Origin of the sequence: Paenibacillus sp. BR1-192 (genome assembly GCF_029542445.1) — a bacterium.
Classification (GTDB): domain Bacteria; phylum Bacillota; class Bacilli; order Paenibacillales; family Paenibacillaceae; genus Paenibacillus_AQ; species Paenibacillus_AQ lautus_A.
Genome location: NZ_CP120718.1, coordinates 5,512,685 through 5,537,884 on the forward strand (window position 1 = coordinate 5,512,685; position 25,200 = coordinate 5,537,884).

Genomic DNA, 25,200 nt, shown 5'->3' on the forward strand with positions numbered 1-25,200 from the left:
GGATCCCCTTCGGGCATGAAATCTTTATTATTTTGCCAACTTGTCTTTTTCTTCTTGATACTGTTCGTCTTGAAGCGGTACGAAACCGACTTCGCCAGCAAGACTAGCGGCATTATCAAGGTAGAAGGTCATGAATGCACTCACTTCCGGGCGCTCAAGCTCTTTATCGTTTACGTAGAGCAGCAGCGGACGGGACAATGGAGCATAACTGTTATCCTTGATCGTTTCCATGCTTGGAGCTACGGTAGCTGTACCGTTATCGATCGGAACCAGCTTTAACTTGTCTTGGTTCTCTTCATAGAAGGAGAATCCGAAGTATCCGATGGAGTTTTTGTCGCCAGCAACTCCTTGTACGACTGCGTTGGTATCGGCACTGAACGTGATTTGGCTGTCGTTTCTACTTGCTTGTGCTTCACCGTTAATCGCTTCTGTGAAGTAGTCGAATGTACCGTGGTCTGTACCAGGAGAGTAAATTTTGATTTCCTCAGCCGGCCATCCTTCGCGAACGTCAGCCCATGTTTTTACGGTGCTGTTCGGCTCGTAAATTTTCTTCAGCTCATCTACTGTCAATTTATCTACGAATTCATTGCTCGGGTTAACAACAACGGATAGTCCGTCATAAGCTACCAGAACCTCATGATAGGAAATGCCCTTGGATTTTGCTTCTTCAGCTTCACTGTCTTTAATTGGACGGGATGCATTGGAGATTGGAATCTCTCCATTGTTAAAGCGTTTGAAACCGCCACCTGTTCCGCCTGTTCCGATCGGAATGCGGACATCCGGGTTAGCTGCGCCGAACTCTTCGGCAATGGCTTCGGTCAATGGATGCAATGTACTGGAACCGTCAATTTCAATCGTTCCCGACAAAGCTGTTGTTGTACTTCCTTCATTTTGCTGTGCTGAACCGTTGTCTGTATTTTCTCCGGAAGCACCGCCGGAAGTTGTTCCTCCGCCGCATGCCGCCAAAAGCGTGCTCAGCATCAATACCAGTACGAGAATACCTGCTGGTTTACGACCCCTTCTTTTAAACAAACGAATCCACTCCTTCAAAATGGTTGTTGTCTCTAACTTCCTACTTACAATATTGATAATAATCCCGTAATGTAATAACAGTTTCTGAGAAATGTAAACGCAATGTAAAATATTTTGATAAAACTAGATTCATAGGCTCGGCTTTTCTTCTAACGATCCGTTTAATCCTGCGAGCTCATCCTTCACCCGCTCCACGCGCCTAACGGTTTCCTCCGCCAGTTGATAAACCTGATTCCCCGACTTCTGAACCTTCTCGACGGCGGTCTCCATTTCGTTAAACATATCGGCGCCTTCCGTTACATACCCCTCACAGGACTGGATTTCCTTCAGCGAAGATACGGCGCCAACGGCTGTATCTCCCGCCAGCCGCTGGATGTGCTCCAGCAGTTGGGCGATATCCCCTGACAGCTTACGCGTTTGTTTGGCCAGCGACTGCACCTCTGCCGCGACCACTTGAAATCCCCGCCCATGCTCTCCGGCATGCGCAGCTTCAATCGAAGCATTCATTGCCAGCAAACTGCTTTGATTGGCCAGCTCGGTAATCATGCCGGTTATCGAGGAAATGCGGCTGGCATCCGCAGCGAGCTCGGCGGCCTGCGCTTCACGCTTCGTCATATCCTCCACAAGGCCAAGATAAGAGGTTCGGACATGGTCAAGCTTCTTCTTACCCGTCTGGGACCATTCCCTCATCCGTATACATTCCGCATTCGTTCTGGCTGCCGCCGCTCGAACCTCGGTCAACGAGGATTGGATGTTCCCGGTATGCCGGAAGCTTTCCTGAAGAATCAGCTCCCGCTTCTCTTCCGCTTCCGTTTGGAGACCGCTTGACAGACTCATTAAATCCCGTACGGTAAGCACGCCCAGCAGGCGGTCAGCCTCCGTCATCAGGACGCAATCATAAAATTTCGAATCCGGGCGCTGCAAGGCCAATTGCAGCAGTGTTCCTACCTTCTCGGTCACATCGACCTTCATCGGTTGATGGTCCCCAAACTGGAAGGCCGGCCTGGAATAATACAGGTCAACGGCAAACCGGCCCATCATTCGCCGGTAAAAAACATCCCGCATGATCAGCCCCGACGGCCTGTCTGCCTCATCGCAATAAATAACGCAAGGGATATGCTGATCCTTCGTAAAAACATTCAGCACGTCGAGGCAGGTTTCGGATTTTCGGATAATAGGGACCTTTCTTATGTACTGCCGATATAATGCGCCTGCTTCAGGTTTGCTTGCTGATTGGCCATCCATTGCCGCCTCTACTTCCGCTTCGGTTCTCTCTGTCTGATTCGGTTGGCATTGAAGCAGTGTCATGCGCCCTCACCCCTTGATTGATCTGGTCCTTTAGACGCATCTTAACGGACAAGTGTTATGGGAATATTCCGGAATGATTAAGGGAGTGTAAACGAAGGAGGGATGTTGGCAAGAATATGAGGCATTGGACATGCTTAGGTCCTGCCCAAAGACCCAAAAAAAATACTCCGCATCATTTCAAATCGAATGATGGGAGCCTTTAATGGGATTTACCACAAGTTTATAACCAACTCCGCGGATGGAGTCGATGTGTACGGACTCAGGATCAAGTTCAAGCTTCTTGCGCAGGGAGCTCACGTGAACGTCGACGGTTCGCTGTCCGCCGATATAATCGAAGCCCCAGACCACGTTCATCAGATCGTCCCTTGTTAACACCACGCCCGGTTTCTTGGCCAGATAGAGAAGCACCTCGAATTCTTTCGGACGGAGATTAATGCTCTGACCGCCAAGCCGCACCTCGTATTTCTCAGGATAGATTTCCAGCTGTCCAAGCGAAATGACGTTGCCTTGATTGTCCGTCGTCTTTACCTCGTCAGCATGGCCGGACACCCGGCGCATGACGGCCGATACGCGAGCCAGCAGCTCGGACACGCCAAACGGCTTGGTAATATAGTCATCCGCCCCCATTTTCAAACCTTGAACAACTTCCTCTTCGGCGTTCTTCGCGGTCAAAATGATGATCGGCGTCGTAATTCCGTTACTGCGTAGTTTCTCTAAGATCTGAAAGCCGTTCATGCCAGGCAGCATAACATCCAGCAGGATCAAATCGTATTCATGTTGTGACGCTTTCTCGTAACCTGCCGTACCGTGTTCCTCTACTTCGACTTGAAAGCCTTCCTGCGTCAAATTGTAAGACAACAGCCGCGAAAGTGTCGGCTCATCTTCGATGACAAGCATGCGTTGCGTCAATGGTACCCCCGCCCTTATCTTGTTAATTGGACTGCTCATGCAAGTATATCAACAGAATGTTAACGGAGTGTTAACTCCCTGTATCGTGGGTTTCCTGCAGGATCGGAAGCTCGATGATGAAGGAGCTTCCGATGCCCAGCTCGCTTTCCACCTTGATGGTTCCGTGGTGAAGATCCACCAGATGCTTAACGATCGATAGGCCGAGCCCCGTTCCGCCGGACCCGCGCGAACGCGCTTTATCCACCCGGTAAAATCGTTCAAAAATGCGGGGTAGATCCTTCTTCGGAATGCCAATCCCGGAATCCTTGACCACGAATTCCACGAAATCATCGGCACTCCCGTTATTATGCTTTTCACGCGCCGTTAATTTTACTCGTCCGCCTTCCTGCGTGTAACTGATGGCATTCGAAAGAAGATTCATAAATATCTGGCGAAGCTTATCCTCATCGCCTTCCATAAACAGCTCCTCCGGAACGTCGAGCTCCAGGCCGATCCGCTTCTTCTCCGCTACCGTGCGCATCATTTCGGATATCGTATCGAAGAACGCCGACAGATGAATCGGCGAGTAATCCATCTGAATCCGCTTCGATTCGATCTTGGACAGCTCCAGAATGTCACCGATCAGACGGTTCAGCCGTTCGGATTCGTCATAGATGATCTGGAGGAAGGAACGTGACGTCTTCTCGTCGGTAACTCCGCCGCCGAGCAGCGTTTCGGCAAACCCTTTCACCGCAGCCAGCGGGGTCTTCAGCTCATGAGACACATTGGCAACGAATTCGCTTCGCATGCGTTCGAGCCTGCGGATATCGCTAACGTCCTGCAGCAGGAAGAGCATGCCGCGCCGATAAGGCTCCTGCTCTTCCTCTTGCATCATCGTCACTCCGTCAATGCGGATAATCGATTCCACCGGATAATAAACGTTGCGTTCCTCATGGAAGTCCGCTTGGCTTCCAAGGCCTTCCTCCATCAGTTTGGTCAATTCATAATGCTGCTTCAGCTCGCGGTACGATTTCCCGGTAATCACCTCGGCGTTAATGCCGAGCATTTTCTCAGCGGCCCGGTTTACAAGGATGATTTGGCCGGCTCCGCTAACCAAGACGATGCCCCCTGTCATATTGTTGAGGACGCTCTGCAGCAAGTCTTCGTTATCCCGTATCGTCCGCAGCTGGGTTTGAAGGCTGTCTGCCATTCCATTGATGGCTTGCGCCAATTGACCGATCTCGTCCTTACGGTGAATCTTCACTCTCGCATCGTATTCCAGACGCGAGATCCGTCTAGCTACGCGCGTAATCTTCTCAAGCGGCGACGTCAACCCTTGAGCGACGCGGTAGCTCACCAAGGCAGCAATCAGAAATAACACCAGCAGGCCGATCCCCATGACGGTCCAGCCTTGCTTGACTCCCTGATCGACTTCCTTCAGGCTGACGGACAACCGAACGAATCCATCGAAATTCTCCCCGGCCTTGACCGGGAGAGCGACATACAGCATATCCTGCTGAAGCGTATCGCTGCGGCGAATGGTACTCCCGCGGCCTTCTTTGACCGCTTGAAGCATCTCCTCGCGATAAGCATGATTATCCATGGTCAACGGGTCGCTTTCCGAATCCCCGATCACCCTGCCGTCCTTCAGTATGAACGTCACTCTCGCATCGGACAGCTCCTCCAGCTGCAAGGACCTGTCGGTATAATACGAAACGGCTTCCGCGCCGTCCGTATCCGGGAACTCCATCATGGTCTGCAGGAGCCGAATCTCCCGGGCCATATTATCCTCCAGCAGCTGGATATGGGACTGTTTGAACACCGTCACCATAGCCAGGCCTGCCGCAAGCATGGATAACCCGATTAAAGTAAGCATAATCAGAGTCAAACGGTTGCGATACTGCTTCATGGTCTCTCCTCTTTCTGCTTCATGATCATTTGGGATAACTTATCGCCCGTGTCCGTCTTCGGTGGAACAGTGCGTGAATGACCGTTGCGGCCGGCTGTTGAAACATAATACCCAGCACGACCGGAATGGACGCCTGGGGCGAAAAATACGATGTCGCAAGCACCATCCCGAGGGATATATTCCTCATGCCGGACGCGTAGGTAAATGTAATTTGCATGTCCTGTGTCCGTCCCGGCATCGCATAGGAACCAAAGTAGCCGAGTAAATAACAGATCACGATCAGGGCAACGACAACCGGGATGACCACCAGCATTTCCTCCTTCATGCCTGCGGCATGGGGAGCGATAGCAGCCGCGTTCAGCATCACCACAAGCATGAAAAACAGCTTCGATATCGGCTGCGTCACGGGAGCCGACCACTCCTTGATCCGTCCTTTGGATACCTCATACAGCATCACCCCGATCAGAGTGGGCAATACCACCATAGTCAGCAAATCAAGTATCAGCTCGGACGCATTCCATGCAACCAGTGCATCTCCGATAAACATATCCATCAGAGCCGGCACGACCAAGGGACTGAGTATGGTGTCCAGCACCACCACCGCCAAGATGAACGGAACGCTGCCGCCGGAGCTTCCGACCCACATCACCGAGGATATCCCGAGCGGAATGATCGCGAACAGCAGCAAGCCTATCGTATAGTCCGAGTCCGCGCCGAATACGGCCGAGCCCAATCCATAGGCGAGCACCGGTGCGGCCGCATGGGCGAGAAACAGCGTCAGCATGACGGCAAACGGGCGTTTCAGCACCCCTTGCAGATGGCGGATGCCGCAGCCAAGCGCCATGACCAGCGTAATATAACCGAATAGATAAGGAATCCAGTGAACAAGGTCCAGCAGCACGTCCGAGAGCAGCCAGCCTAGCACCAGCGACCCGGGAATCAAGAGAAAGGTGTACTTTTCAAACCAAGATGCAAAGGCCAGCCCAAAACTTCTCAACAGTTTCCTCCTATGACTGAATTGACGTATTTGACTTTCATCATAAACCGGGGCGATCCGAACCGCAACGAAAATTCGAAATAAGGCTCCCTGCTTGCGCTCAACAAAAAAGCACCGACCGGCACGTGATGGCCAATCGATGCTTACTCATCGTGATTTGAATCAGGAGAACACCGGCTCTTTAAACATCGCCAGCTTCTGTGCGGAATCCTTGCTCACATCGGCATGCAGACTGTTTCCGTGCGAATCCATGGTAACGATGGCGGCAAAGCCGTCGACCTCCAAATGCCACATCGCTTCCGGAATGCCGAACTCCATGAAATCCACGCCGTTTACTTTTTTGATGCATCTCGCATAATACTGGGCAGCCCCGCCGATGGCATTCAGATACACGCCGCCATGCTCCTGCAAGGCTTGAAGCGTCTTCGGCCCCATGCCGCCTTTTCCGATAACCGCGCGAATGCCGAATTTTTTCAAAATATCGCCTTGGTACGGTTCTTCCCGAATGCTGGTCGTCGGGCCTGCCGCCTTGACATGCCATCCCTCTTCATCCTGCATCATAACCGGACCGCAGTGATAAATCACGGCTCCGTTCAGATCGATAGGGGCATCGTGATCCATCAGGTATTTATGAAGCGCATCCCGTCCGGTATGCATCTCGCCTCGGATCACCACCACATCCCCGACGCGCAGGGAACGGATCTGCTCCTCGCTGATCGGCGTCTGAAGCACTACTTCACGTCCTTGGGAATCACTTGGCGCTGATTCTTCGACTCGGGACGCTGCCGTTTCGGAGTTTGCATTCATCTGCACCTCGCTGCCTGCTTCATACAGCCAATCCGCGATCTCCCCGGTTTCCGGCTCAATCCGTACGCCCTGACGGCGGAACGCCCAGCAGTTATAGGCCACCGATACAAAAAAGCTTGCCGGCAGGCGGTTCATCGCACCGACCTTGCAGCCGAGCAGCGTGACTTCTCCGCCAAAGCCCATCGTGCCGATCCCCAGCTTGTTTGCATTTTCCAATATGTAATCTTCGAGCTTCGCCAGATCCTCATTCGGATTCACATCCTCCACATGCCGGAACAGCTGATGCTTCGCAAGCTCGTATCCGGTCGTGCGGTCGCCTCCGATACCTACGCCGATAAATCCGGCGCTGCAGCCCTGCCCCTGGGCTTGATACACGGCATGCATGATGCACTTGCGGATTCCGTCCAGGTCACGTCCCGCTTTTCCCAATCCTTCAAGCTCTGCGGGAAGGCTGTACTGGATGTTTTTGTTCTCGCAGCCGCCCCCTTTCAGGATGAGACGGACGTCCACCTTATCCTGCTCCCATTGCTCGAAATGGATGACGGGCGAACCAGGTCCGAGATTATCCCCGCTGTTGGCGCCTGTCAACGAATCCACCGAGTTGGGACGCAGCTTGCCATCCTTCGTGGCGCGAACCACCGCCGCATAGATCGCCTTCTTCATTTCGATGTGATTCGCACCCACGGGTGTATGCACGATAAACGTCGGCATGCCCGTATCCTGGCAGATCGGCGATACTTCCTGCTCGGCCATCTCGATATTTTGAGCGATCGTTGCCAGTGCCAGCCCCGCTCGCGTTGCCGCATCCTCGGACGCTCGTCCACGGTTGACTGCTCTTCGCACGTCTCCGGGCAAATTCGTGGAGGTTTCTACAATCAGTCGATACATGCTCTCTTCAAATAACTTCATAGCGTCAGTAAACCCTCTCTTTCATGACCCAATCCTCATAGCAAAAAAGAATCATTATAAACTGCCAATATTGTTATCATATCATATCATTCCGCACATGAAAGGGTTTACTTAAAAAAATGAAAGAGACGAGAAAATGTGTTGAATTGCCGGTCATAATGACCATACCAATCTATGAATCTTTCATATATTGGTTAAGGAAAGGAGGTGATTGCTATGATGAGAAAAGTTACAGTCTCCCAGGTTGTTTTTCCAAGACTTGCCCTGTTCAGAAATGAGTTTTACAGAGGACGGCGATTTGTGGTGCGTGGAAATGTAGGGATCCGGAATCTCGAGAGAGCTTTTGGCGACATTGAAAGCTTAAGATTCTTCTCCCCCAACGCTAACGCAACCCTGGTCCTGTTCTCGGAGCCGAATTTCAGGGGCAGATTCAGAGTATTCCGCGGCAGCACCAACATCGGCGATCTTGACGATATCATCGGCGGTGAAGAGCCAGAGTCCATTATTAGTTCGAACCGCCGTTTGACGCTGGCTCAAATCCGGGCGATCCGCGATACCGGACGGCTTCCAAACGGGTTTAGAACCATCTGATTCTCCGTATGCCTGTAATCTCACCTAACCCTCTCCCATGATAAAAGAGCGGACATCCGGGCTGAAGCCCATGATGTCCGCTCTATTCTGTCATCGAGTATGTTTATTAGGCGCAAAAGGAATCAACGCTTTAACCGTTAATCACTTCGCCGCCGTTCACATGAATCACTTGACCGCTCACGTAGGAGGAGTCCGTTGATGCCAGATATACATAAGCAGGAGCCAATTCTTCCGGTTGACCCGGACGTTTCATCGGCTGGGTCGCCCCAAACTCGGCTACCTGATCCGCCGGGAACGTCGAAGGAATCAGCGGCGTCCAGATGGGTCCCGGCGCAACGGCATTTACCCGGATTCCTTGACCGACCACGTTCATCGACAAGGAACGCGTAAAGGCCACGATGGCACCCTTGGTTGATGCATAATCCAGCAGCTGCGGGCTTCCCCGGTAAGCCGTGATGGAGGTCGTGTTAATAATGGAGCTTCCCTTGGACAGATGCGGCATCGCCGCCTGCGTCAAATAGAACATCCCGAAAATATTCGTGCGGAATGTCCGCTCCAATTGTTCTTTTGTAATGTCCTCGATCTTCTTCTGCGGATGCTGTTCGGCTGCGTTGTTGACAAGAATATCGAGCTTCCCAAGCTTCTCTACGGTTTCGGTGACTGCATCGCGGCAAAACGCATCGTCGCCGACGTCGCCGGCGATCAGCAGGCATTTACGCCCTTCCTGCTCTACCTGTCGCTTGGTCTCTTCCGCATCCTTGTGCTCGTTCAGATACACAATGGATACATCCGCGCCCTCCTTGGCATAGTAGACCGCAACCGCACGGCCGATCCCGCTGTCGCCCCCGGTAATCAGCGCTACCTTTCCTTTTAGCTTACCGGCTGCTTTGTACTCGTTACTTTCAAACTCCGGCTTCGGGTGCATCTCCGATTCGGTTCCGGGTCTGTGATCCTGATGCTGGGGCGGCAATGTCTGCTTCTGTTGATCTTGTGGCATATGAACATTTCTCCTTTCAGGTCAGTATCTCAAACTACCTCTCATAGGATGCGTTCGACGCGGCTTCTTATTCTCATAAAAAGCCCTTCGCTATTGTTTTTACCCATAATGAACGGGATCAAACGTAAGCACGGTGCTTTTCCCGTAACAAAATCCCCCTCTTGACGGGGCCTTGCGCTCAAAGTCCAGTCCGCCGTTTTGCGGGAACCCCCGGAATATCTAATTGCTGTAATATCAAAAAAACCGCCCGAATCAACGGACGGCTTCTCTTCGTATGTAGCTGTTCTTAGATGATATGATTGAATACCATGAAGAAGATCATAACCAGAAGCAGCAAGGCGAGCAATGCGCTAAGCGTGCCGAGCTTGCTTGTTTCTTCCTTCACTTCACGCTTCTCGCGGATGCCTGCAAGCGCATTCTTGAGCGGCTTGCTCATAATGCCTCCAATCGCAAACATCGCCAGCAGCAACACCGTTACAATGATCATCCAAGGAACCGAATACTCGCCCTGGGACATCATGTATCCGCCAGTCAACAGCTGAATGACCAAGCCGTACTGCGCAAAACGGTTCGCAACCCGAATCGTATTCACGGCTCCTTCTTGAGCGCCCAGAGACAGCTTCTGAATACCGCCGACAACAAACGGCAGGATCAAGTAAAACCCTAGCGCCGCCGTACCGACCATATGCAGAAAAAATGTCACGTTCCACATAAACAATTCCTCCAAAGTCGTTAGTGTGATTTATGTTACATCGAATTCATCGTCTCCTATTATACTGGACAGATCATCCAAAGAAAAGCAATCCCGCCCCGAATCACGGGACGGGATTGCATTATTAGACGATTTTGTGAATCCTGATTCAAATTACAGGTTCACGACCGAAGTCACGTTGCGCACGGATTCCGCCGACTTATCCAGCGCCGCCTTCTCTTCGGCGGTCAGCTCAAGCTCGAAAATGCGCTCGATGCCGTCTCCGCCGAGAATGGCCGGCACGCCCATGAACAGGTTGTCATAACCGTACTCGCCTTCCAGAAGGGCAATAACCGGAATAATCCGTTTCTTGTCCTTCAGAATCGCTTCCGTCATTTGGACCAAGGAAGCAGCAGGCGCGTAGTAGGCGCTGCCGTTCCCCAGCAAATTGACGATTTCGCCGCCCCCGACCCGGGTGCGCTGCACGATCGCTTCAATGCGTTCAGCCGGAATCAGCGTGTCGATCGGAATGCCGCCCACACTGGAGTAACGAACGAGAGGAACCATGTCATCGCCATGGCCGCCCAGAACGAAACCGCGGACATCCTCAACGGATACGTTCAGCTCTTGCGCGATAAAGGTGCAATAGCGTGCCGTATCCAATACGCCGGATTGACCGATGACGCGGTTCTTGGGAAATCCGAGCGTGTTGTACGCCACATAGGTCATGGCATCCACCGGGTTGCTCAGGATGATGACCGTGGAGTTCGGTGCATGAGTCTTCACGTTCTCGCATACGGACTTCACGATTCCTGCATTGGTGTTGACGAGGTCATCGCGGCTCATGCCCGGCTTGCGGGCTACGCCTGCTGTAATGATTACGATATCGGAATCAGCTGCATCTTCATAGTTGGATGTACCGACTATGTTGCTGTCAAATCCCTGGACGGGACTTGCTTCGAGCATATCCAGCGCTTTACCTTTGGTAGGGTTCTCGAGCTGCGGGATATCCAGCAGCACCACATCACCCAGTTCTTTTTGAGCCAGCATCAGGGCGGTAGTCGCACCTGTGAAGCCAGCACCTACTACCGTAATCTTTTTACGAGTAATTGCCACGATGAATCTCCTCCTTACAGGTTTTTAATGATTTCGTCTGCGAACTCGGAGCATTTCACTTCAGTAGCGCCTTCCATCAGGCGGGCGAAGTCGTAAGTCACGGTTTTGTTGTTGATGGACGTTTCCATGCCTTTGTAGATCAGGTCAGCCGCTTCCTGCCATCCGAGGTGCTCAAGCAGCATAACGCCGGAGAGGATAACGGAACCAGGGTTAACTACGTCCTTGTCTGCATATTTCGGAGCCGTACCATGAGTCGCTTCGAAAATCGCATGTCCTGTTACGTAGTTGATGTTAGCGCCCGGAGCGATACCGATACCGCCAACTTGCGCAGCCAGAGCGTCAGACAGGTAGTCGCCGTTCAGGTTCAATGTCGCAATGACGTCAAAGTCGGTTGGGCGAGTCAGAACCTGCTGCAGCGCGATGTCGGCAATCGCATCCTTAACGATGATTTTGCCGGCTTCTTCAGCCGCTTTTTGAGCAGCGTTAGCTGCATCTACGCCGTCCTTGTCCTTGATGATATCGTACTGGGCCCAAGTGAACACTTTATCGCCGAATTCAGCTTCAGCCACTTCGTAACCCCAGTTTTTGAAGGCACCTTCCGTAAATTTCATGATGTTGCCTTTGTGAACGAGCGTTACGGATTTGCGGCCATGCTTGATCGCATATTCAACCGCTGCGCGTACAAGACGCTTGGAACCTTCGGAGGACACCGGTTTGATGCCGATACCGGAAGTTTCCGGGAAGCGGATTTTGTTTGCTCCCATTTCGTCTTGAAGGAACTTGATCACTTTCTTCACTTCGTCGGAGCCTTCTTTGTATTCGATGCCTGCATAGATGTCTTCCGTGTTCTCGCGGAAAATAACCATGTCGACCAGCTCAGGACGTTTTACCGGAGACGGTACGCCGTTGAAATAACGGACAGGACGCAAGCAGGTATACAGATCCAGTTCTTGGCGAAGGGCAACGTTCAGGGAACGGATACCGCCGCCGATTGGCGTTGTAAGAGGTCCTTTAATTGCAACGATGTACTCGCGAATCGCTTCAAGCGTATCGTTCGGGAGCCACTCACCGTATGTATTGTATGCCTTCTCACCGGCAAATACTTCATACCAGGCAATTTTCTTGGAACCGTTGTACGCTTTTTCTACAGCTGCATCCAGGACGCGCTTGGAAGCTTTCCAGATGTCACGGCCTGTGCCGTCGCCTTCAATAAAAGGAATAACAGGGTTGTTAGGCACCTGCAGGGTTCCGTTATCAATCGTGATTTTCTCGCCTTCAGTCGGCAATGCGAATTTTTCCAATTTCATGAGTATGAGTTCCTCCTTCGAATATGGTTCTTTTCTCTAGCCATTTCAATGCGATACTGTGTGCAATAGGCATAGAGAAATCCGCCACCCGCGATTCACTCGCGTTTAAGCGGTCCTCTAGCCTATTGTACATGATTGCTAGCCACTTAGCGAAGTTCTATCGGCACATATTTTTGATCGGTCATCCCCGTATACTCTGCGCGCGGGCGGATAATACGGTTGCCTTCATACTGCTCAAGAATATGCGCGGTCCATCCGGATACGCGGCTGATCGCGAAAATCGGCGTGAACAATTCGTGCTCAATGCCAAGCTGCGTATAGACGGAGGCGGAATAGAAATCGACGTTCGGCTTCAGGCCTTTTTGGTTGGTAACCGTTTCGTCGATCAGCACCGACATATCGTACAGCGTGGTATCGCCTTTCATTTCGCCAAGCTCGCGGGACATTTTTTGGAGATGTTTCGCGCGCGGATCGCCGTTTTTGTATACGCGGTGTCCAAAGCCCATAATTTTTTCACGGTTGTCCAGCTTCTCTTGAATGTACGCCTGAGCCCGATCAATCGAACCGACTTCGTTCAGCATCTTCATGACGGCTTCGTTCGCGCCGCCGTGCAGAGGGCCTTTCAGCGCGCCAATGGCGGAAGTAACACCGGAATAAATGTCGGACAGCGTGGCTACGGTCACGCGGGCCGCAAACGTGGATGCGTTAAGCTCGTGGTCCGCATGCAATACGAGCGCCTGATCCAGTGCCTTAATGGAAGTCTGGTCAGGATCCTCGCCTCTGAGCATATACAGGAAGTTTTCCGCGATGGAGGCGCCTGCTTTCGGAGCCACCGGCTCTTTGCCCTGACGAACGCGGGCAATGGCAGCGATGATCGTCGGAAGCTGAGCTTGAAGTTTAACCGCTTTCTTCTCGTTCGCTTCACGGCTCATATCGTCGCCTTCGGCGTCGTACAGAGCGAGCGCGGATACAGCCGAACGAAGCGCAGCCATCGTATTGCCGTCCTTCGGATACAGTTTGATCTGCTGGATAAGCTCATCCGGAATGGCGGCATAGTTGCTCAAATCTTGTTGAAGCGCCTTTAACTCTTCTACATTCGGAAGCTTTCCGAACCAGAGCAGGTAGGCTACTTCTTCAAAACTTGCATGTTCTGCGAGATCGTCAATATCATATCCACGGTAAGTCAGAACGCCATCGACGATCGAACTAATCGCGGAGGTGGTAGCTACAATGCCTTCCAAACCCTTGGTAGCTGTCATGCAACATCTCTCCTTTATGATCGGGATAAACTGAACTATTTTGACAATCATGAAAACATTTTCATGAAGTCAGATGAAAAAGAAAAACGCGCAAAAAAATTGCTATGGTCCTAGTCGCAAACCTTCTCATATCATACTGGATTTTGTCTGATATGTGAACATGAGCAGCGACATTCGCCGCATCAAATTGTTTTATCGATACCATAAACATTTTTTTGAAATCACTTACAATTCCATTATACCTGTGATAATTCTCATTGTCGAATCATGAAGACGACCATTTTTGAACTCTTTATCCTTATATTGAAACTCCCTGCATACGTATAGAATGAGCCTTTCTGCTCGTCCCTCCAAGTCAGCTGCAAAGGAGTGTGATTCATTGGAACGATTGATGCTTAAACGTTTGGGCCGGGGAGTGTGGGTGCTGTCTTCCATCTTCGTGATCGCCTATTTGATATATGTACTGCTGCCGCTGCTTTATCCCTTCCTTCTGGCCTGGATCATCGCCTATGCGATGAACCCTTGCGTTAACCTGCTCCAGCGGAGTCTGAGAATGCCGCGCTGGATCGCCGTCACGTTGTCCCTGCTCCTGTATTTCGGCGCTGCCCTGTTGATTCTCACCGCGGCCGTCAGCAGGCTGGTCAAGGAACTGATTGCCCTGTCCCAGTCCTTTAATCTCCACATTGACGCCTGGGTGGAATGGCTAACGGCCTGGACGCAGAATGAGAGCTTCCAGAATATCGTCAATGAGATCAGCCGTTTCTATCAGAACAACCCGAATTATCACGATACCATCAACCAAAACATCACCCGTACGACGCAGACGATTGGCACGGCCGTGACCGACCTCGTTACCGGTATTTTTAACGGTATCCTGCAAATTATTTATTATTTGCCGAATTTGGGGACGATTTTCATTGTCGTGCTGCTGTCCACGTTCTTTCTCAGCAACAGCTGGGAACGTCATAACCGCGCGCTGCTCCGTCTCCTGCCCGACGTCATTCGTAAACCGATGAACTATATCTTCTCGGATCTGAAAAAAGCGCTGTTCGGATTTGCCAGAGCCCAGCTGATTCTCATATCCATTACGGCCGTCATCGTCACGATCACGCTCTATGCGCTCGGCGTGGATTCCGCCTTCTCCATCGGGCTTCTGATCGGCTTGGTGGATCTACTCCCGTACCTGGGTGTGGGCATCGTCCTGATTCCGTGGTCGCTGTATGCTTTTATGTCCGACGACCTGACACTCGGCATCGGGCTGACGGTCCTGTACAGCATCATTCTGGTCGTCCGTCAGATCATGGAGCCCAAGGTGCTGGCCAGCAGCGTCGGGCTGGATCCGCTTGCCGCCCTGCTGGGCATGTTCGTCGGGCTTAAGCTGTTCGGGATTTTGGGACTGATCATCGGTCCCGTGTCGCTTGTCATCCTGGACGCTTTTCATCGGGCCCATGTGTTCAAGGACCTGAGGAATTACATTATCGGGGGCAGGTTCAGGTAGCCCACGTCAAGAGACGGCTTGATTTATTTTATCATTGGGCTAATGTGAACATCGTAATCTGGAAAGATTTAAATAGGCTGCTCCCTTGCATAAAATAGACCGGCCCCTTTCCGGGACCGGTCTTATGGTAATGTCTGCTTGTATTATCTGCGAAAGATCGTAATCTTGCCGTTTTTCATATTTTTCTTCATCCATTTCAACAGCAAAATCCGATACAGCGGGCGGGTCAACGGAAATATCAACGTAAAGCCGATCATGTCAGTTACAAAGCCCGGCAGAATGAGAAGTACTCCACCCGCAAATATACATAGGCCGTCCGCCATGGAAGCACCCGGAACCATGCCTGTATTCATTCTCTGCTTGGCGTCTTCCATCGCTTTGCGGCCTTCGAATCTCATCATGGCCACGCCGACGGCAGAGGTCAGCAGTGTCAAAAGCAATGTATTCATGCCGCCTACGCGGTCCGCAACAAACTGAAAGCCGAATATCTCAATAGTAGGCACAAAAATAATCGCTGCCAGCATCCATTTGAACATGAAGCTACTCCTTCCTCCCCAAAAGGGTATCCTTCAATGCATCATACAGCTTTGGCGCGCATTTATCCAGTCGGGCCGGCTTCCACTCCCGGTTCAGCCATACATGCCGGGTCGCTCCTGCCGTTAACAAGGCACCGGGGAGCTCGGACTCGGTATGCCAACCCCTCGCTCCCAAATCCGCCTGCTCCTGCTCACTCAGCAGACGGACCTCGTATTCATAGTGTATTCGCAGCGGGGAGAAAGCAGTCATTCTTGTAAATATTGTCACGAGATCATCATATCGCGCCGGCCGGCGGTACTTGATGTCTAGATCCACTACAGGGAGCAGGACGCCTTCTTCTTCCATTCCCCGATACGTAAATCCCATTTCACGGATCATTTCGGTACGCCCGATCTCAAACCAGTTTAAATAGTTCGCATGATACACGACACCCATTTGATCGCTTTCCTGGTAACGCACCCGAAAGGATGTCCAGAACCAGCGGCTTCGCGTCGGTACGGATGGACTAGCCAACGTCTTCTTCCCCCTCATGTATGCAAAAAGCAATGGCCGACAAGAAACGTCGTCCATTGCTTATATGCAGCTATATTCAGAATCCAGCGGATTCTTGATGATGAATCTACTTCTGCTGTGGAATTTGGTCCACTTTCAGCAGGTTCGTGGAACCGGAACGCCCCAGCGGCACGCCCGCCGTAATCACAACAAGGTCGCCTTCTTTCACGAGTCCGGATTTCACGCCGCCTTGCAGCGCATAATCAAACATCTCGTCCGTAGAAGAAGCCTGCTCGCCTTTAACCGGCGTTACGCCCCAAGTCAGTGCCAAACGTCTCAGCGTTCTTTCTTGGGTCGTTACGGCGACGATAGGAGCCTGTGGACGGTATTTGGATACCATGCGAGCTGTTTGACCAGATTCGGTAGACGAAATGATCGCTTTGGCATTCAGGTCGAGTGCCGAAATCGCAACCGATTGGCTGATCGCTTCGGTTACGCTGGTTTCTTGTGCAATGCGCTGCTTCAAGAACAATTCACGATAGTTCAGTGCGGATTCCGCTTTTTCCGCGATGCGGGACATCGTCAATACGGATTCCACCGGGTATTTACCTGCAGCCGTTTCGCCGGAGAGCATGATGGCATCGGTTCCGTCGAAAATCGCATTGGCAACGTCACTTGCTTCCGCACGGGTAGGACGCGGGTTGCGCTGCATGGAATCCAGCATTTGCGTAGCCGTAATGACCGGTTTGCCGGCCAGGTTACATTTTTCGATCATGCGTTTTTGAACCAACGGAACTTCCTCAGCCGGAATTTCAACGCCGAGGTCGCCACGGGCTACCATCAAGCCGTCGGATACTTCCAGGATTTCATCCAGATTGTCAACGCCCTGCTGGTTCTCGATTTTGGAGATGATTTGGATGTGCTCGCCATTGTGCTTCTTCAGCAATTCGCGAATTTCCAGCACGTCACTTGCTTTACGAACGAAGGAAGCGGCAATAAAATCGATGCCCTGCTCGATCCCGAAAATGATATCGTTGGCGTCTTTTTCCGTAATACCTGGGAGGGAAATCGCGACTCCCGGCACGTTAACACCTTTTTTGCTCTTAATGGTTCCGCCATTAACGATGCGGCATCTGATTTCGGTGCCTTGAATCTCCACCACGGTCAGACCGATCAGACCGTCGTCGATCAGGATCGTCGATCCGACTTGAACGTCTTGAGGCAACTCTTTATAAGTAATGGACAAACGATTCTTATCACCAAGGATTTCCTCGGTAGTAAGGGTGATATATTCATCTTGTACAAGCTCAATCGGTTCCACTTCAAGTTTGCCTGTACGGATCTCCGGTCCTTTGGTATCAAGCAGGATCGCTACCGTTTTGTTCAACTCTTCGCAAGCTTGGCGGATGTTCTTGATCCGGTTGCCATGCTCCTCGAAGTCGCCGTGGGAGAAGTTCAGACGAGCCACGTTCATGCCGGCCATAATGAGCTTCTTGGTGTTTTCCAACGATTCACTGGAAGGACCGATGGTACATACAATTTTTGTTTTGCGCATTTGGGTTTCCTCCGTTTATTAAAGGGTTCTCTATATCTCTTTTTCCAACAACTAAATCTACTACAAAAAGTCTCATTTGTATAGGAACTTTGTCATATCGTCACATACTCATCAGACTTTTAGAGGATAACGTCTTCCGGTTCCGCCTTCGCAAAGTCGAATTCGCCGATCTTGCGGAATTTGCGGTACCGGTCTTCCTTCAGCTCGCAGGCATCCATCACGGACAGCTCCTTCAGCTGGCTGATCAGGGCGCTCCGAATGGCAGCGGCCGTCTCCTCGTAGTTACGGTGCGCACCGCCCTTAGGCTCAGGAATGATCTCCTCGATGACTTCCATTTCAAGCAGGTCCTTGGCGGTGATCTTCATCGCTTCCGCGGCCTGGTCCGCCTTGGACGCATCCTTCCATAGAATGGATGCCGCGCCGTTCGGCGAGATGGCGGAATAGATGGCGTGCTCCAGCATCAGCACGCGATTGCCTACAGCCATCGCAAGAGCACCGCCGCTTCCACCTTCGCCGATGACCACACAAACAACAGGCACCCCAAGAGACGACATATCCCGCAAATTGCGAGCGATCGCCTCGGACTGACCTCTTTCTTCTGCTGTATTACCCGGATATGCGCCTTTTGTATCAATAAACGTGATAATGGGACGCTTGAACTTGTTCGCCTGCTGCATAAGCCGCAGGGCTTTTCGGAAGCCTTCCGGATGCGGACTTCCGAAGAAACGGGCGATGTTGTCCTTCGTGTCTTTGCCGCGCTGCTGGCCGACCACCGTGACCGGAACGCCGTCAAGTTTGGCCAAGCCGCCGACGACGGCAAGGTCGTCCCCGTAGAGACGGTCTCCATGCAGCTCGATGAAATCCGTAAAGATCAGCTGGATCAGATCAAGCGACGTCGGCCGCTGCTGATGACGGGCCAGATGCATTTTCTGGGAAGGCGAAATCGAGGAATAAATTTCTTCCTCCAAACGACTATATCGTTCTTCCAGGCGGGCGATTTCATCCGTGAAATCAATCCCTTTTTCCTGTCCGAATTGTTTCAGTTCATCTATCTTCTTGCGCATTTCGGCAAGTGGCATTTCAAAAGGCAATTCGCCTGACATCAGAATCCCCCTTTCACGGTATGCATCTCCAGCAGCTTACCAAGCATGGAGCGCATATCTTTCCGATGAATAACCATGTCAAGCTGACCATGCGCCAAATTGAACTCCGCTGTCTGGAAATCGTCCGGCAGCTTCTGGCGAATGGTCTGTTCAATAACGATACGGCCCGCAAAGCCGAATACGGCTCCCGGCTCGGCGATGTTGATATCGCCAAGCGTCGCGAAGCTGGCGGACACGCCGCCGGTCGTCGGATCCGTGATCACTGAAATGTAGAGCCCGCCGAGTTCATTGAACCTGGACAGGGCCGCGCTTGTTTTGGCCATCTGCATCAAACTGAGAATGCTCTCCTGCATCCGGGCGCCGCCGGAAGTGGAGAAAATAATGAGCGGTAAACGCTTGTCCGTCGCAAACTCGATCGCACGGGTGATTTTTTCCCCAACGACGGAGCCCATGCTTCCCGTGAAGAAGTCAAAACTCATCACGGCCACCACAACGGGCTGGCCCAGAATGGAGCCTTGGCCGGTAATCACCGCATCATGCAGTCCGGATTTCATCTTCTGCTGCTCCAGCTTGGCCGCATATCCCGGAAACTTGAGCGGGTCCACCGAGATCATCTCCGCGTCAAACTCTTCAAAGCCTGTCTCATCCAGCGTCATGGCAATCCGCTCAACCGCGTTCAGGCGCATATGATGCCCGCACTCCTGACACACCTTCAGATTCTTCTCAAGCTCTTTGCTGTATTGAATGGTGCCGCACTTGGCACACTTATTCATCAGACCTTCCGGAATTTCCCGTTTCGGGCGTTCGCCTTCCTGAGGCTGCCCTGCCGTCCCAAGTCGTTCCGATGGGATCGTTGCGTATTTTCTTTTTTTCTGAAACAAGTCTTTAAACACAACTACACCTCTCCAGCCGTAAATTTGAATGGCCGCCGCAATAGCACATCGCCGATCCGTACGCTAAGCTTCGCTATGTAACCCAGATGAAACTAGGGGTGCAATATCGAATTCAACACTTCCTGTACTTCCTCAAGCTCTCCGGAGGGTACCAAAATCTCAAACTGCTGTTTGGAAAGATTCACAGGACGGCTTTGAACCAAAAACCCTTCTTCCGTTAGCCTGGTCTTGATCATTTCCGCCACCTTTGCAGTTGGCGCAATATAGATAACCGTCCACATGCCTTTCAGATCCCCCTAATCTCGTCCCACAGGCATATCCTGAGCCGATATAATGGATAATGATAACATACTTCAGTTTTTACCTCAACAAAGAGAGCAGGGGGCTGAAAGCCAAATCCTTACCCTTATGCAGCGATTCGACAACACTCGCGCAAATCAGTCAGATCCCGCGGTATAATGGGCCGCATCGGGATTGTTATGCGCGATTCGCGAGGAAGCGGCGGCGGCAATGCCTGCAACGAGATCATCCAGAAACACATGAATCCCGTCCGTTTTTTCATTTAATATCTCAATCACGCCAATTTTTTCTTTATCCAGGTAGCCGAAGCTCGTCAGTCCAATCATGCCGTATATGCTCGTGACACCGAGCGCCATGGTCTCATCCACACCGTACAACGGTTCGTCCTGCTCCATAATTGATTGCAGCGGCTCCGGCAGCAGTTTCTTCTCCGCCAGCTCATCCAGCGCAATGCCCGTATACAGGGTATACTGCACTTCGCGCTTCCCGAGCACGGCCCGCACGCTTTCCTCGCACTGCTCGATGGTTAGCGTCGGATGGTAGCGCTGTTGAAGCTTCAACACAATATCCGCGATGGAGTTTACGCTGACTCCTCTGCGGCTGAGCATGCTCTCTGCCAAGTCGATTGACACCACAAATCCCCCCGCGTCTTTGGCCGTTGCTCTGTCACTACGGTCATCGCCGTGAAGTGCTTTCTTCAGGCGAATACTCGGCCAACATTCCTGTAGTGTCCTAATTGTATGCGGGAGGGATGGGAAACGTTCTTAAATTTTCATGTCACTTCACTTTAACGGTGTCTTTGCCCAGCATGCTCTCCATTTCGGCAATGAGCTCTTGCGAAGGCTCGATCCGATAGGCATCGCTGAGCGCAAGCACCTTCTGGCTTCGTTCATAAAACAACACCGTTGCGACAGGCCCCGGATGCCGCTGCAGAAGCTCTTTCAGCTTGACCAGCATCTCCGATCGCTCCGCATCGGCCGTTATTTTCACAAACACGCGCTGCTCTGCTTTAGGATTCGATGCGCCTGCTCGAGATTCCTTCCCGGACGTTCGGTTCATGCCCGAAACTTCCTTTCCGAGCGGAGGCAGGTCTTGGCCTTTCGTGGCGGCAAGCGGCTGCGCTGCATTCAGAACGGCCTTTGGTTCGCCGGCCGAAGCCGCCTGCTTGCCGGTTGCGCCCGACGCGGCGCTCCGGCCTGCTCCCTCGGCCCTGCCTCTGCCGCCCTGCGTTCCCCGGACCTTGCCCCGCCGAACGAGCTGGCCCAGGGTCTGCGCTTCAAGCGGAGCGATTTCTTCGGCCAGCAGCTTGAAGCCTTCGTCCTGCAGCTGGACCTTCGCCCGGATCGCGAGCAGGGCGCCTTTTTCAATCAGATGCGCGCTGCGCTTCCACACTTCCGGAAAGAGAACGACCTCGCAGCGCTCGATTTGATCCTCGCACTCCATGAAGGCCATCGCTTTTCCCTGTTTCGTCGTAATGGTCTTCAGCGAGACCACCATGCCGGCAACCGTAGCCATCGACTCATCCTCCGCTTCATGCAGATCCATGAGCCGATCCGCTCCGGACTCCGTCAGCGTCTCTTCAAAGCCGTCCAGCGGATGACCGGACAAATACATGCCCAGCAGCTCGCGTTCGAATTCGAGCTGCTGACTTGCGGTATAAGGCGGGATGTCCGGATATTCAATGTCCCAATTCGCGGTTTCCACGAAGTCGAAGAGCTGAATCTGAAGATCATCCCGCTCCTTTCTCCACTTCACGGCCGCTTCCACCGTTTCGTCCAGCATGGCGACCAGCTGGGAGCGGTGCCCCTGCAAGGAATCGAAGGCGCCCGCCTGGATCAGGGACTCGATCACACGCTTGTTGCATACGCGGAGGTCGACGCGGCGGCAGAAATCAAGCAGGCTTTCAAACGGCTTATCGCGCCGGATCTCGACGATATTCTCCACCGCTTGCGTGCCGACGTTCTTGATGGCGGCAAGCCCGAATCGGATCCCGCCGCCGGCCGGAGAATCGGCCTGTTTATCGCTGCCCTCGGCAGCAGAACGGCTCATGACCGGCGTAAAATACGTCCCGCTTTCGTTGACGTCCGGCGGCATGACCTCGATATCGATGCGCCGCGCCTCCAGCACGTATTCGGCTACCTTCCGATGGCTGCCCATGACGGCTGTCAGCATGGAAGCCATGAACGGAACCGGATAGTGCGCCTTAAGATAAGCCGTCTGGAAGGCCAGCACGCCGTAAGCGGCAGCATGCGCGCGCGGGAATCCGTAGTTGGCAAACCGGACGATCATGTCGTACACACGGTTGGCCTCATCCTCGGTATAGCCCAGCTTCAGGCTCCCTGAAACGAAGTGGCTGCGCTCGCGGTCCAGCACCTCGCGTTTCTTCTTCGATACCGCTCTGCGCAGCAGATCCGCTTCCCCGAGCGAGAAGCCCGCCATTGTCGAAGCGATCTGCATAATCTGCTCCTGGTAAACGATAATGCCGTACGTATCGCCCAGAATCGGGATCAGGTCCGGATGGGGGTACTCCGGCTCGATCCGGCCGTGCTTGGCCTGAATGAACTTCGGAATAAATTCCATGGGACCCGGGCGGTACAGGGCATTCACCGATACGATATCCTCAAACACCGAAGGTTTCAGATCCTTCAGCACCCGCCGTATCCCGGCGGATTCGAGCTGAAATACGCCCGCGGTCTCCCCTCGGCCCAGCATTTCGTAAGTCGCTTGGTCGTCATCCGGCACTTGTTCGAAATCAAGCTTACTGCCGGTCAATTCTTGAATCCATTTCAGCGTACGCTCAATGATCGACAGCGTCCGCAGGCCCAAAAAATCCATCTTGAGGAGCCCCACGCTCTCCAAATTCTCCATGGAATACTGCGTCAGCGCCGTCTTCTCGCTGCCTTCCTGCAGCGGCACCGCATCCGTCAAGGGCTCCCTGGAAATGACGATGCCGGCCGCATGCGTCGATGCATGGCGCGGCATGCCCTCGACCTTCATCGCCATGTCGATCAGCTCGCGTACCTTCGGCTTTGTTTCGTACTGCTCCTTCAGCTGCGGGCTTTGCTCCATCGCTCTTTCAATGCTGATGCCCAGGTGGTTAGGGATCAGCTTGGCCGCCTTGTCCACATCCCCGAACGGCACATTCAGCGCACGCCCGACGTCGCGGACGGCTGCCCTTGCGGCCATCGTACCGAACGTAATGATCTGGGCCACATGCTCTTTCCCGTATTTGTCCACCACGTAATCGATGACCTCGTCCCGGCGCTCATCGCTGAAATCGATATCGATATCCGGCATCGTGATCCGTTCCGGATTCAGGAAGCGCTCAAACAACAGCTTGTATTTCATCGGATCCACATTGGTAATCTGCAGGGTATAAGCCACTAGGCTTCCTGCCGAGGAACCCCTTCCGGGTCCGACCGCGATGCCTTTCTGGTGGGCATAGGCGATGAAATCCCATACGATCAGGAAATAATCGCTGAAGCCCATGCTCTCGATAACGCCGAGCTCATAATCAAGGCGCTGCTCCAGCTCGCTGCGTTGCACTTCATCCTGCCACCGTTCCGTTTCTTCGTAGCGTTCCCGCAATCCGCTCAGGCAGAGATCCCGCAGATATTCCGCAGCATTCTTCCCTTCGGGAAGCGAGCTGTATTCCGGCAAGATGGATTTGCCGAACTCCAGCTCCAAATGGCACTGGTCCGCAATCTTAGCCGTATTCGTTATAGCTTCAGGCACATGGGGATACAGACGCTCCATGTCGCTGCCGCTCTTCAAATAAAGCTGATTCGTCTGGATCTGCAGCCTGTCTTCATCTTCGACCGTCTTTCCCGTGCCGATGCAGATCAGGACGTCCTGAACCTCGGCATCGCTCTCGGTCAGATAATGCACATCGTTGGTCGCGACCAGCGGAATGCCGGTCTCGCGACTTAGCTGAATCAGCTGGGGATTCACGCGCTTCTGCTCCGGAATTCCGTGATCCTGCAGCTCCAGATAGTAGTCTTCTCCAAAAATCGCCTGATAACGAAGCGCGGCAGCTTTCGCTTCCGCTTCGCGTCCATGAAGCAGATGCTGGGGAACCTCGCCTCCCAAGCAGGCGCTGAGGCATATGATGCCTTCATGATGGGCGGCCAGCGCCTCCATGTCGATTCGGGGTCTGTAATGATACCCCTCCAAATGCCCGATCGAGCACAGCTTCATTAAATTGCGATAGCCGGTCTCATTCTTGGCAAGCAAAATCAAATGATAGATCGGCTGGTCCTTGCGGCTTCCCCGCTCCTTGCGGGAGCCTGCCGTGATATAGGCCTCGCAGCCGATAATCGGTTTGATGCCCTGCGCCAGGCAGGCTTTATAGAACGGAACGGCACCATACATCACGCCATGATCCGTCAGCGCCAGCGATTTCATGCCAAGCGCCGCCGCTTCCCGCACCAGGTCACCGATACGTGCCGCTCCATCGAGCAAACTGTATTCACTATGCACGTGCAAATGCACGAAAGAGCTCATCGTAACGCCTTCCTTTCGCCGGTACATGTATATTTAAAATCAATTCAGAAATATCTTAAAAAGTCTTTATACCATTTTATCATAATCCCGCTAGGCCCGCCCATAGAATGAAACTAGGGAATACGTGGACAGGCGGTTGCCTTGACATCCACCGAGAGAAGAAAGGAGACATGAGGGCATGAGCGTTTTTTTATCCAAAGCGATCCTGGATTTTTTTATAGCCTTCGGCATCGTGCTGGGGGGGGCCATGGTGGGAGGCGTGGGCGCCGTGCTGTCCCTGCAGCCCCCGACCCTGACCATGATAGAAGTGGCCGACCGGATTAAGATATGGGCGCTTGCCGCCGCCATCGGAGGCACCATTGATCCGATGCGGGTCATTGAAAGCAACATGGTAGTCGGCAATCTGTCCCCTGCCATCAAGCAGGTTTTATATCTGGGTTTTGCATTTCTTGGAGCACATATGGGCAGCGAGCTGGTCAAATGGGTGTGCTCCAGCCGGAGCTGATCC

Annotated in this window: 22 protein-coding genes; 3 read left to right on the forward strand and 19 right to left on the reverse strand. The window is 52.7% G+C overall.

The genetic code is table 11. The features are described from left to right. Positions 1-27: 27 nt before the first annotated feature. The 6 genes from P0X86_RS24825 to P0X86_RS24850 all read right to left on the reverse strand — a co-directional run bounded on the left by P0X86_RS24825 (position 28) and on the right by P0X86_RS24850 (position 7,850). Positions 28-1,032, reverse strand: a complete 1,005-nt coding sequence (locus P0X86_RS24825) for a PstS family phosphate ABC transporter substrate-binding protein (RefSeq protein WP_009594622.1) — start codon at positions 1,030-1,032, stop codon at positions 28-30. Between the two features lie 129 nt (positions 1,033-1,161). Further along, complete coding sequence (locus tag P0X86_RS24830) at positions 1,162-2,340, reverse strand: methyl-accepting chemotaxis protein (protein ID WP_277746727.1); 1,179 nt, start codon at positions 2,338-2,340, stop codon at positions 1,162-1,164. Between the two features lie 177 nt (positions 2,341-2,517). Then, entirely contained in the window at positions 2,518-3,249 is a 732-nt protein-coding gene (locus P0X86_RS24835; protein WP_015736978.1) for a response regulator transcription factor, read from the reverse strand. 70 nt (positions 3,250-3,319) lie between these two features. Further along, positions 3,320-5,137, reverse strand: a complete 1,818-nt coding sequence (gene pnpS / locus P0X86_RS24840) for a two-component system histidine kinase PnpS (RefSeq protein ID WP_277746728.1) — start codon at positions 5,135-5,137, stop codon at positions 3,320-3,322. 25 nt (positions 5,138-5,162) lie between these two features. Next, positions 5,163-6,134 carry a bile acid:sodium symporter family protein gene (locus tag P0X86_RS24845; RefSeq protein ID WP_277746729.1) on the reverse strand — a complete coding sequence of 324 codons (972 nt, stop codon included), beginning with the start codon at positions 6,132-6,134 and terminating at the stop codon, positions 5,163-5,165. 162 nt (positions 6,135-6,296) lie between these two features. After that, positions 6,297-7,850, reverse strand: coding sequence for a fumarate hydratase (locus P0X86_RS24850; RefSeq protein WP_213579545.1), 1,554 nt, complete (start codon positions 7,848-7,850; stop codon positions 6,297-6,299). 216 nt (positions 7,851-8,066) lie between these two features. On the opposite strand from P0X86_RS24850, the gene P0X86_RS24855 reads away from it, so the two are divergent. After that, complete coding sequence (locus P0X86_RS24855) at positions 8,067-8,441, forward strand: hypothetical protein (protein ID WP_036673584.1); 375 nt, start codon at positions 8,067-8,069, stop codon at positions 8,439-8,441. Between the two features lie 130 nt (positions 8,442-8,571). On the opposite strand, the gene P0X86_RS24860 is transcribed toward P0X86_RS24855, so the two are convergent. The 5 genes from P0X86_RS24860 to citZ all read right to left on the reverse strand — a co-directional run bounded on the left by P0X86_RS24860 (position 8,572) and on the right by citZ (position 13,811). Continuing rightward, complete coding sequence (locus P0X86_RS24860) at positions 8,572-9,438, reverse strand: SDR family oxidoreductase (RefSeq protein WP_015736983.1); 867 nt, start codon at positions 9,436-9,438, stop codon at positions 8,572-8,574. A gap of 286 nt (positions 9,439-9,724) precedes the next feature. After that, a complete protein-coding gene (locus tag P0X86_RS24865; RefSeq protein ID WP_009595065.1) occupies positions 9,725-10,150 on the reverse strand; it encodes a hypothetical protein in 426 nt (141 codons plus the stop codon). A gap of 153 nt (positions 10,151-10,303) precedes the next feature. Beyond that, positions 10,304-11,245 (reverse strand): malate dehydrogenase, encoded by a 942-nt coding sequence (gene mdh, locus P0X86_RS24870; protein WP_015736984.1) that lies wholly within the window; start codon positions 11,243-11,245, stop codon positions 10,304-10,306. Between the two features lie 14 nt (positions 11,246-11,259). Further along, entirely contained in the window at positions 11,260-12,552 is a 1,293-nt protein-coding gene (gene icd, locus P0X86_RS24875; protein WP_009595069.1) for an NADP-dependent isocitrate dehydrogenase, read from the reverse strand. Between the two features lie 146 nt (positions 12,553-12,698). Continuing rightward, positions 12,699-13,811, reverse strand: a complete 1,113-nt coding sequence (citZ, locus tag P0X86_RS24880; RefSeq protein ID WP_009595070.1) for a citrate synthase — start codon at positions 13,809-13,811, stop codon at positions 12,699-12,701. Positions 13,812-14,190: 379 nt separating this feature from the next. Between citZ and ytvI the strand changes: the two genes are divergently transcribed. Then, positions 14,191-15,309, forward strand: a complete 1,119-nt coding sequence (gene ytvI, locus P0X86_RS24885; protein WP_015736985.1) for a sporulation integral membrane protein YtvI — start codon at positions 14,191-14,193, stop codon at positions 15,307-15,309. Positions 15,310-15,452: 143 nt separating this feature from the next. On the opposite strand, the gene P0X86_RS24890 is transcribed toward ytvI, so the two are convergent. The 8 genes from P0X86_RS24890 to P0X86_RS24925 all read right to left on the reverse strand — a co-directional run bounded on the left by P0X86_RS24890 (position 15,453) and on the right by P0X86_RS24925 (position 24,692). Further along, complete coding sequence (locus tag P0X86_RS24890) at positions 15,453-15,845, reverse strand: FxsA family protein (RefSeq protein ID WP_096776312.1); 393 nt, start codon at positions 15,843-15,845, stop codon at positions 15,453-15,455. A gap of 4 nt (positions 15,846-15,849) precedes the next feature. Beyond that, complete coding sequence (locus P0X86_RS24895) at positions 15,850-16,359, reverse strand: acyl-CoA thioesterase (protein WP_036659790.1); 510 nt, start codon at positions 16,357-16,359, stop codon at positions 15,850-15,852. 106 nt (positions 16,360-16,465) lie between these two features. Beyond that, the gene (pyk, locus tag P0X86_RS24900) at positions 16,466-17,893 is read right to left on the reverse strand and encodes a pyruvate kinase (RefSeq protein ID WP_009595064.1); all 1,428 of its coding nucleotides are present in this window, start codon (positions 17,891-17,893) and stop codon (positions 16,466-16,468) included. 119 nt (positions 17,894-18,012) lie between these two features. Further along, positions 18,013-18,996: an acetyl-CoA carboxylase carboxyltransferase subunit alpha gene (locus P0X86_RS24905; protein WP_096776314.1), complete on the reverse strand. Its 984-nt coding sequence runs from the start codon at positions 18,994-18,996 to the stop codon at positions 18,013-18,015. Continuing rightward, positions 18,996-19,889, reverse strand: coding sequence for an acetyl-CoA carboxylase, carboxyltransferase subunit beta (accD, locus tag P0X86_RS24910; protein WP_009595062.1), 894 nt, complete (start codon positions 19,887-19,889; stop codon positions 18,996-18,998). Before accD ends, P0X86_RS24905 begins: the two co-directional genes overlap by 1 nt. 92 nt (positions 19,890-19,981) lie before the next feature. Beyond that, the gene (locus P0X86_RS24915) at positions 19,982-20,170 is read right to left on the reverse strand and encodes a hypothetical protein (protein ID WP_006212044.1); all 189 of its coding nucleotides are present in this window, start codon (positions 20,168-20,170) and stop codon (positions 19,982-19,984) included. A 156-nt stretch (positions 20,171-20,326) separates the two neighbouring features. Further along, positions 20,327-20,821: a phosphatidylglycerophosphatase A family protein gene (locus P0X86_RS24920; RefSeq protein WP_036659792.1), complete on the reverse strand. Its 495-nt coding sequence runs from the start codon at positions 20,819-20,821 to the stop codon at positions 20,327-20,329. A gap of 145 nt (positions 20,822-20,966) precedes the next feature. Then, complete coding sequence (locus P0X86_RS24925; protein ID WP_277746730.1) at positions 20,967-24,692, reverse strand: DNA polymerase III subunit alpha; 3,726 nt, start codon at positions 24,690-24,692, stop codon at positions 20,967-20,969. A gap of 178 nt (positions 24,693-24,870) precedes the next feature. On the opposite strand from P0X86_RS24925, the gene P0X86_RS24930 reads away from it, so the two are divergent. After that, positions 24,871-25,197, forward strand: a complete 327-nt coding sequence (locus tag P0X86_RS24930; protein ID WP_009595060.1) for a YtrH family sporulation protein — start codon at positions 24,871-24,873, stop codon at positions 25,195-25,197. Positions 25,198-25,200 lie beyond the last annotated feature (3 nt).

Coding starts and splice junctions, on each gene's coding strand:
- P0X86_RS24925 (WP_277746730.1), bottom strand. CDS start 24,692: ATGAGCTCTTTCGTGCATTTGCACGTGCATAGTGAATACAGTTTGCTC.
- citZ (WP_009595070.1), bottom strand. CDS start 13,811: ATGACAGCTACCAAGGGTTTGGAAGGCATTGTAGCTACCACCTCCGCG.
- P0X86_RS24930 (WP_009595060.1), top strand. CDS start 24,871: ATGAGCGTTTTTTTATCCAAAGCGATCCTGGATTTTTTTATAGCCTTC.
- pnpS (WP_277746728.1), bottom strand. CDS start 5,137: ATGAAGCAGTATCGCAACCGTTTGACTCTGATTATGCTTACTTTAATC.
- pyk (WP_009595064.1), bottom strand. CDS start 17,893: ATGCGCAAAACAAAAATTGTATGTACCATCGGTCCTTCCAGTGAATCG.
- icd (WP_009595069.1), bottom strand. CDS start 12,552: ATGAAATTGGAAAAATTCGCATTGCCGACTGAAGGCGAGAAAATCACG.
- P0X86_RS24865 (WP_009595065.1), bottom strand. CDS start 10,150: ATGTGGAACGTGACATTTTTTCTGCATATGGTCGGTACGGCGGCGCTA.
- P0X86_RS24905 (WP_096776314.1), bottom strand. CDS start 18,996: ATGTCAGGCGAATTGCCTTTTGAAATGCCACTTGCCGAAATGCGCAAG.
- P0X86_RS24890 (WP_096776312.1), bottom strand. CDS start 15,845: ATGTTCAAATGGATGCTGGCAGCGATTATTTTTGTGCCTACTATTGAG.
- P0X86_RS24855 (WP_036673584.1), top strand. CDS start 8,067: ATGATGAGAAAAGTTACAGTCTCCCAGGTTGTTTTTCCAAGACTTGCC.
- P0X86_RS24830 (WP_277746727.1), bottom strand. CDS start 2,340: ATGACACTGCTTCAATGCCAACCGAATCAGACAGAGAGAACCGAAGCG.
- P0X86_RS24860 (WP_015736983.1), bottom strand. CDS start 9,438: ATGCCACAAGATCAACAGAAGCAGACATTGCCGCCCCAGCATCAGGAT.
- P0X86_RS24850 (WP_213579545.1), bottom strand. CDS start 7,850: ATGAAGTTATTTGAAGAGAGCATGTATCGACTGATTGTAGAAACCTCC.
- P0X86_RS24915 (WP_006212044.1), bottom strand. CDS start 20,170: ATGTGGACGGTTATCTATATTGCGCCAACTGCAAAGGTGGCGGAAATG.